Annotated in this window: 8 protein-coding genes; 1 reads left to right on the top strand and 7 read right to left on the bottom strand. The window is 58.0% G+C overall.

Translation table 11 applies throughout. The features are described 5' to 3' along the window. Positions 1–103: 103 nt before the first annotated feature. From E6C55_RS17960 to E6C55_RS17990, 7 genes are all read right to left on the bottom strand, one after another. Positions 104–1,918 carry a hypothetical protein gene (locus E6C55_RS17960; RefSeq protein WP_136371193.1) on the bottom strand — a complete coding sequence of 605 codons (1,815 nt, stop codon included), beginning with the start codon at positions 1,916–1,918 and terminating at the stop codon, positions 104–106. A 23-nt stretch (positions 1,919–1,941) separates the two neighbouring features. Next, positions 1,942–2,445: a prepilin-type N-terminal cleavage/methylation domain-containing protein gene (locus tag E6C55_RS17965; RefSeq protein WP_136371194.1), complete on the bottom strand. Its 504-nt coding sequence runs from the start codon at positions 2,443–2,445 to the stop codon at positions 1,942–1,944. Next, positions 2,426–2,974, bottom strand: a complete 549-nt coding sequence (locus E6C55_RS17970) for a PulJ/GspJ family protein (protein WP_136371195.1) — start codon at positions 2,972–2,974, stop codon at positions 2,426–2,428. The genes E6C55_RS17965 and E6C55_RS17970 overlap by 20 nt, the downstream gene beginning before the upstream one ends. Positions 2,975–3,775: 801 nt before the next feature. Then, a complete protein-coding gene (locus E6C55_RS17975) occupies positions 3,776–4,315 on the bottom strand; it encodes a GNAT family N-acetyltransferase (RefSeq protein WP_136371196.1) in 540 nt (179 codons plus the stop codon). A 42-nt stretch (positions 4,316–4,357) separates the two neighbouring features. Next, complete coding sequence (locus E6C55_RS17980; protein WP_136371197.1) at positions 4,358–5,068, bottom strand: class I SAM-dependent methyltransferase; 711 nt, start codon at positions 5,066–5,068, stop codon at positions 4,358–4,360. Continuing rightward, positions 5,061–5,975 carry an NAD(P)/FAD-dependent oxidoreductase gene (locus E6C55_RS17985; RefSeq protein WP_136371198.1) on the bottom strand — a complete coding sequence of 305 codons (915 nt, stop codon included), beginning with the start codon at positions 5,973–5,975 and terminating at the stop codon, positions 5,061–5,063. The genes E6C55_RS17980 and E6C55_RS17985 overlap by 8 nt, the downstream gene beginning before the upstream one ends. Before the next feature lie 133 nt (positions 5,976–6,108). Next, the gene (locus tag E6C55_RS17990) at positions 6,109–6,519 is read right to left on the bottom strand and encodes an RrF2 family transcriptional regulator (protein WP_136371199.1); all 411 of its coding nucleotides are present in this window, start codon (positions 6,517–6,519) and stop codon (positions 6,109–6,111) included. A gap of 525 nt (positions 6,520–7,044) precedes the next feature. Between E6C55_RS17990 and E6C55_RS17995 the strand changes: the two genes are divergently transcribed. Further along, positions 7,045–7,739: DUF6444 domain-containing protein (locus tag E6C55_RS17995; protein WP_211093604.1), on the top strand; the 695-nt coding region annotated here is incomplete at its 3' end.

Genomic DNA, 7,739 nt, shown 5'->3' on the forward strand with positions numbered 1-7,739 from the left:
CGCTCAAACCACCCGTTATCGGGCATCGCCAATGTGAATTTTCGCATAAATTCCTGGCATCCGTCAGTCCACTCCAGCAGTCAGTCCGCTCCAGCAGCCTCCATTAATCCGCGAACCGCTTCTTCCCGATGGCCATGTTGATCTGCCGCACCCTCGGAAGACCGACGTTCTGATCGCTGTACACGTCGCTGTTGTAATCGATAACGAAGCGCGATTGGCGCTTAAGCGCGGTCAGGCTCGAGTTCTTCTCGCTCACGTCGATCAGCTCTTCGGTGGACAGCTCGTTCCTCGCATCGAACATGAGGTCGTCCGTTCCCTTGTCCGTGTTGCCGAGCACCGCGTTGATGACCATATCCCCCTTGGAGAAGAACCCGCCGCGAATCCAGAACGCAGAGCCGACGCCATACAGCTCGGCGGAGCTGTCCGTGTAGAAGAAGGCGTTGAGCACGGGCGGGGATTGTGTCGTATTCGTCGGTTCGGGATCGTACGGATTCGTAATCTCGTTAAACGCTTCGACCCGGTTGATCAGGATCGGCCCCTTGCTGATGAGCACGAGCTCCGAACCGTTTAAGCCTTCGATAGCCGCGTCCTCGATCGTCGTCTCGCCAAGCGTGAAGATCGTTGCGTCCATCCGAACGTCGCCCCGGATCAGCACATCGCCGGTCACGAGAATGTTCCCTCGCACATCCAGCGCTTCCGCCTCGTTCTGGTTGTCGATCGCCAAATCCCCTTCGACGATAAACCAGTTGCTCTTGTAGACGCCGACTTCCTCTCCTCTCTCGTTCTTGCTGCCCGCCGAATAGAGCAGCCGCGCATATTCCTCCCCCGTCACGGCGAGATCGCCCGGGAAAACATAGGAGCCCGTCAGCTCGTCCGTCCGGAATTGATCGTAATAATCGTTAAGCGCATTCTGGTATTCGAGCTCTTCATCCTCGTCCGGGTCGGCCGGTTGTGCCGGCTTAATCATCCGGGGGATGGACAAGCTGTCGATCAAAGCTTCCGCGCCGCTCTTCAAGTCGCTTCCCAGAGCAACCGTTCCGCGGGCAATCCCCGCCGCCTCGTACAGCTTGTCCAGGAACGACTCTTCGACGTTGACCTCGACGAACTTCTTGCTGCTCCGAATCTCGATCATCGACTCCGGGATGCCGAGCACCTCTTCCACCGACTTGTTCCCGCTCGCATCGCTCAGCTTGATCTGCCGATAGTCCCCCGGCCGGTCGTTCTCGCAGCCCGAGGCTCCCGCGTTCTCGACATAACAATACTGGATGCTGTCCGGGCTCTGGACATAAGCGGAGCCGCGCAGCGCGGGATAGACCGTCCGCTTCGTCTTCTCGCTGTCCTCGTAAATATAATCCGCTTCATTCTTAATGTAGAGCTTCTTGCCGGAATAGAGGTTCCCGAGAATATACGGCGAGCCGTTGATGTAGAGATTCCCCTCCGAGCCGAAGGCGTACTGGAGGAATTCGGGGAAGGAGTTCAGCACGACCTGCTGCTCCAGCTTGCGCGTTACGCCGTCCACATCCGCCGTGGACGTGATCTTGATCGTATAGTTCTTGCCGTAGCCGGAGCCTACCTCCTCCGTGCCGACAAGCTTGATCCCGTCGATTGTACCGACCGCCTTGTCGATACTCGTGCCCACCGTAGACGACAGATTGATCTTCGACTCGATCTCTCTGATGTACTCGCCGACTTCTTCTTCATTAATATCTTCCTTGCCGTCGAAGTAAGCCGCGATCTGCGCAACCGCCTCATTCAGAGCCATCTCCGCCAGGTGCAGGCTCTGCACATCCTTCTCCCTCGTCATGGACCGCTGCGCACCGCCGACCGTCGCACCGATGACCGCTATCCCGAGCATCGTGAACACGATCAGAATAAACAGGGTCAGCAGCAGGGCAGAGCCCTTTTCTCCCTCTCTCACCAATGTCCTCCCTCCTCTCTCTATCAGAAGCCGAACTTGCTGCTCAGCTCCATCGTCTGCTCGCGCCCTCCGTAGGATTGGGCCAGCTCCAGCTTGATCTCGATCAGCCCGCTTCCGCATTCGGAGATGCCGGACGGGCAGATGACCGCGATCTCGGAGCTGTCCAACACCTCGGACGCCGTCTCGATCCTCCCGTCCCCGCCGGAGGAATCCGAGATATGAAGCGCTCCTTCCTCAATCGAGATGCGGTGCGTCAGCCCGTCCCGCTCCAGAAGCACCTCACCCCCGACCTTGCTCACCTTCGTCGGCCCGAGCTCATACAGCTCCGCAATAATCGAGGACATGAGAAGGTCCCCTTCGTCTCTCAGCGAATTCTCTATCGTTATTTTATGGTAGGAATTGAACCCGAACTGAACGACTCCGTACAGCACGATCATGACCGTCGACAGAATCGACAGCGAAGCGATCAGCTCGATCAGCGTAAGGCCCTTCTCTTCCTTCCGCAGCCTACTCGCGAATTTGTTCATCCGTGATGTACCCCTCCACTTCCGCGGAGTTCCTTCCGCTCTTGCGCGAGCTGCCGCTCTCCGCCACCGACACCTTCACCGGAAGAAGGTACTTCTTCACTCCCGCTTCCTTGCCGTCCAGCACACTCTCGTTGTACGCCACTTCGACCTCGTACTCCTTGCCGTTGACGACCGGCTTCAGGGCATCCCACAGGAGAGGCGTCTCTTCGAAAAGCGAGGCAAGCGAAGGTGAACCCGGACAAGAGTAGCTGACCCCATCTACAAGCTTCTCGCAGCCCCGCGTCGAGATCGGTCCGTTGCCCGAGGTTGTCAGATAGACGAGGAACCGGTCGAAGTCCTGCTTCCCCAGGAAGAACAGCGCGTTGCGCGCCAGATTGACCTCGATCGTCTTGTTCTCGTTCCCCTTGGAATAGGTCATCGCATGGACGAAGAATGATGTCATCGCGAGCGATACGATGGATAGAATCACAATCGCCGCCAGCACCTCCAGAAGCGAGAAGCCGCCTTCCCCACGGCGTATGGTACTCATTTTATCCTACCTACTTCCTATATACTAATGATCCCTAAGACCCAGTTTGCTCTATTCACATAGTAGCATAGAAAACAAGATTTAGACAGAATTATCCATGCTGACGGAGGCGGAATCGCGCATGCAGAACAAGCCGGCGGGGATCGCCGACTTGTTCTTGTCATGATAGTTCAATAGGGAAGACTATTCCCTATTCGCCATTCGCCCGCCGATCCGATGTCTGTTGCCCTCTGGTCCGATGTGACTTTTGCGATTTTATATCAATTTTCACATTCATTGGCTTGAATTGCATGGCAATCGAGGCGTTTTATACGATTTTTAGCATACATCCAGCACCACGAGCCGGAAATTTCTCTACGAATGTGATTTAATACGAAAATTAACCTCCGCTAATGGCACATCGCCCTCGCCAACTGCCTCTTCGGAGCTCCGTTATACGGATTTCCCGCACATCTCCCTCTCCAACTGCCGCTTCGGAGCGTCGTTGTACGGATTTCCCGTACATCTCCCTCTCCAACTGCCTCTCCAGAGCTCCGTTATACGGATTTCCCGCACATCGCCCTCTCCAACTGCCCCTTCGGAGCGTCGTTGTACGGTTTTCCCGCACATCTCCCTCTCCAACTGCCTCTTCGCAGTTGGCTTTTCATCACTGCGGATGGCCGCATACAGAAAATTTTCATGGCAGGGGGTGACAACTGTCCTAGTTGTCATAGAAGTTTTTCGCATAAAAATCGCCCAAACTCCCGTTATCGAGCTGCACGAATGTGAAATTTCACATAAATCCCCGAGCCCCGCGCCGATTCACACATCCCCCGACGGATTGATCAGCGCCAGCACCTGATGGTCCTCCCACACGCCGTTGATCTTCAAGTTGCTGCGGGAGATGCCCTCCCGGTGGAAGCCGGCCTTCTCCAGCACACGTATCGAACCCGGATTGCGCGGGGACGCTTCGCCGACGATCCGGTGCAGCCCGAGCTCCTCGAACGCATACCTCGCCGCCAGCTTGACCGCTTCCGTCATATAGCCCTTGCCGCTGTGCCTCTCGTCCAGATTGTAGCCGATCATGCAGCTCTGGAGAACCCCTCGCTTGACGGCCGAGAGAGACACGTCGCCGATCACTTGATCGTCTTCCTTCAAGCAGACAACGAACGAATACCTCCGGTCCTCGGCCCGGTCGACCCTCCCCTTCCGAATCCGCTCAAGCTGCTGTTCCTCCGAATAGCGCTCGTCCGGGGCGATCGGCGAGAAGCGCCCGAACAGTTCCCGGTTGCGCACGTAGATATCCGCCAACTGCGCGGCGTCCGACTCTTCGGGGAATCGGATGTACACCCGTTGTTCCATTGATCTTACCAACTCCGCAAGCCAGAATGTCCGAGTATTATATCATTCGCCGGGCTTGAACGCCACGATGCGGAGGCGGGCGGTGTCCATCGTCCATCGGCCGTCCCGCTTCAGCTTCGGCTCCGTCTCGGCTTCAACGGAGGCGAAGATCGATTCCAAGTGCTCGGGAGCAACCTCGGCGCCGAAAATCCGGGAGAACCCGTTGAGCCAGTGCCGCAGCCCAAGCTCGTGCTTGACCGGGGTCGGAGCGTCTATGTGCTGGGCGAAGGCGACACGGAACCCAATCTTCTCCAGCAAGCTTGCGTGTTGGCCGATCGAAGGCAAGTACCACGGATTCCATCCCTCGCCGGCATAGCCATGCTCCCTGAGCGCCCGCTCGATAGCATCGGTCACTGTGGCGACATTGCCTTCGGCGGCGAACTCCGCAACGAATCGTCCTCCCGCCCGAAGCGCCTGCCAGACGGCCGCGACCGCCTGCTCCGGCTCCGGAATCCAGTGCAGCACCGCATGGGAAAATACGCCGTCAAAAGGAGATGCCGCACGATAGCTGCGAGCGTCCGCAACTTCGAAGCGGAGGTGTTCATGCCTCATCCTTGCCCGGGCGATCGCTTCTTCCGACGAATCGATCCCCATTACATCCGCTCCCGCCGCCGCGATCCAGGCGGTCAAGTCCCCGTTGCCGCAGCCGAGATCGAGAATACGTTCGCCGGGGCGAGGATTCAGCAGCTTCCCGATCTCTCCCGCCTCAATCATGGGCTTCCCAATCCTCCTCCGTCAGCTCGCCGATAGCGGACATCGCCGCTTTGCTCCCGGAAGCCGCCGCGTAGATCAACTGCGAGGGCATGACGTATGCCGCGTCGCCGGCCGCGAAGACGCCGGCTGCCGTCGTTGTGCCCATCGGTCCCGTCACGATCTCTCCGTTCTCCCCGACCTCGTAGCCAAGCTCCTCGGCGAACCGCCCGCTGGGCGTCTGAACGGGAGCGACGAAGCCCCCGCTTCGCTCGATCGAAGTGCCATCCGCGAAGGTAATCCGCTCCAGCAGACCGCAGCTTCCGGCGAAGGAGGCGACAGGCGTATCCACGATCCGTATGCCTCTCGCCTCCAGCTTCTCCCGCTGCTCCGCCGTCAGGTGACCGCTTCCGTTCGTGCACAGGACCAGATCCCGGCTCCAATTCTGATACAGCAGCTTGAGCACGTGGAACGCCGCCGGATGGCTCGACACGACGGCAAGCGGCTTGTCGCGCATCTCCCAGCCGTCGCAGAACGGGCACACGAAGAGGCTCTTGCCGTAGAAGTCGCGGAAGCCTTCGATCTCCGGATACGTGTCCTTGAGCCCGCCCGACAGAATCACCTTGCGCGCCTTGACGGTCTCCCCGGTCGAAGCGGTCAGCTCGAAGCCTTCCTCCGTCCTGCGAACGGACACCACTTCCGCCGGGTAATGCCGAACCGATGGATACCCCGTCACTTCCTCGTAGGCGATGCGCCGGAACTCCTCCGGCTTGACGCCGTCTCTCGTGATGAACCCGTGGGAAGCGTGCGTAACGCCGTTCCTCGGCTTGTTATCGTCGAACAGAGCCGTACTTTTCCTTGCCCTCCCGAGCACCAACGCCGCATTCAACCCTGCCGGACCGCCTCCGATGATCGCACAATCGTATCTCATTCGTCTCATCCTTTCTTTTTGCCCAACTTTCTCGGCCCAATTAAAGATATTATAGACTTCTTATGTCCGCGATTAGAACACAAGAAGACGCGACAACCATCGCCTCCATGCCCAAGTCCCGTCCCGCACCGCTTCACCCATGCCGATGACTATGCTCCAGACGCTTCGCCAGATCGATTATGCGCGTGTTCCTCAGCTTCTCTTCCATCGCCGCCTCGGCAGACAGCATCTCCTGGTGGATCAGACACTCGGAATTCACGGACCCGCAGCAATCGAACAACGACGCCGTCCCCTCAACCGCATGGATGATGTCGAGGAACGAGATGTCCTCATAGCGCCCCTTCAGCCGATAGCCCCCGTTCGCGCCCGAAGCGGACTCGATCAGGCCGGCCTTCACCAGCTTCGTGAGAATCTTGGACAAGTACGTCGGCGACACGCGCTGCGCTTCGGAGAGCGACTGAACGCCGATCGGCTTGTCCGGAGAGGCCGCCATCATATGCATCATCGTATGGAGGGCGTAGTTCGTCGCTTTGGAATACTTCATGTCTCTCCCCTCCTCCAGCCGCGCAGGCGTTAATTACAGACTTCACATATCCATGATAGCCCGGATTCGAATGAATTGTCAATCGCCCGCGTTGCCGGGCGGTGCGGCGGCGGTGTCGCGGCGATTGCGAGGCGAGGCGGGGCGGCGGGACGGTTGCGCGGCGATGCGGGTTCGACGTTGCAGCCGTCCACTGCGATTTATGCTGTTCTCCGCATTCGCTCCGCGCCACAGTCCCGCTCCTCCGCGTTTTATGTGATTTTTCACATTCGCTCCGCGCCGCAGTCCCGCTCCTCCGCGTTTTATGTGATTTTTCATATTCGCTCCGCGCCACAGTCCCGCCCCTCGTGATTTTATGTGATTTTTCATATTCGCTCCGCGCCACAGTCCCGCCCCTCGTGATTTTATGTGATTTTTCGTTACTACTTAGGTACCCCCTAACGGAATATTTAGCTCAGCTGTAACAATTGACCTTTCAACAGCCGACAAAGTAGAAAGAAGTTATGACGGACAGAGGAGTGAGCGCAAATGGAGCAGACAAAGTTGTCCCCTGAGCAAGTCCTGGTGATTAGTAAAGGCGATACGGAGATTGCTGCATTCATTCACTCCCTCCTCCACACGATCGAAGCCCAAGCTGCCCTAATCGAAACGCAAGCGTCCCAAATTAAGAAATTGGAAGCCCGTGTTCATGAATTGGAGCGCCAACTGGATCGAAATAGCCGAAACAGCAGCAAGCCTCCTTCTAGCGATGGGTATCGCAAGCCGGTGAACCTGCGCTCAAAAGGCGGCAAGAAGGGGGCTCCGAAAGGGCATCCCGGCACGACGCTGGAGTTCGTAGCCAACCCGGATCACATCGTGGTGCACAAACTGACGACATGCGCCGACTGCGGACATTCGCTCGCGGATGCGACGCATAAAGGGTTCGAACGTCGTCAGGAAGTTGACATTCCCCTGCCTCGGACGTGGACCACGGAGCACCGCGCGCAGACGGGGTGTTGCGCTCACTGCGGACGCAAGCAAGTCGCTGCTTTTCCACCGCATATCAAAGCCCCTACGCAATACGGTCTTGGCTTCGCCGCGTGGGCAGCCTATTTTCATGCGTATCATATGATACCGGTTAAGCGCATCGCTGATCTCTTTGAAGATATGACGACCTATCGGCCGAGCGAAGCCACCGTGCTCTCCCTCTTGCAAACGTCCTATGAGGTGCTGGAGCCTATAGA

The sequence above is a fragment of the Cohnella fermenti genome, from assembly GCF_004801405.1.
GTDB classification, from domain to species: Bacteria; Bacillota; Bacilli; order Paenibacillales; family Paenibacillaceae; genus Cohnella; species Cohnella fermenti.

Coding starts and splice junctions, on each gene's coding strand:
- E6C55_RS17965 (WP_136371194.1), bottom strand. CDS start 2,445: ATGAACAAATTCGCGAGTAGGCTGCGGAAGGAAGAGAAGGGCCTTACG.
- E6C55_RS17970 (WP_136371195.1), bottom strand. CDS start 2,974: ATGAGTACCATACGCCGTGGGGAAGGCGGCTTCTCGCTTCTGGAGGTG.
- E6C55_RS17975 (WP_136371196.1), bottom strand. CDS start 4,315: ATGGAACAACGGGTGTACATCCGATTCCCCGAAGAGTCGGACGCCGCG.
- E6C55_RS17980 (WP_136371197.1), bottom strand. CDS start 5,068: ATGATTGAGGCGGGAGAGATCGGGAAGCTGCTGAATCCTCGCCCCGGC.
- E6C55_RS17985 (WP_136371198.1), bottom strand. CDS start 5,975: ATGAGATACGATTGTGCGATCATCGGAGGCGGTCCGGCAGGGTTGAAT.
- E6C55_RS17990 (WP_136371199.1), bottom strand. CDS start 6,519: ATGAAGTATTCCAAAGCGACGAACTACGCCCTCCATACGATGATGCAT.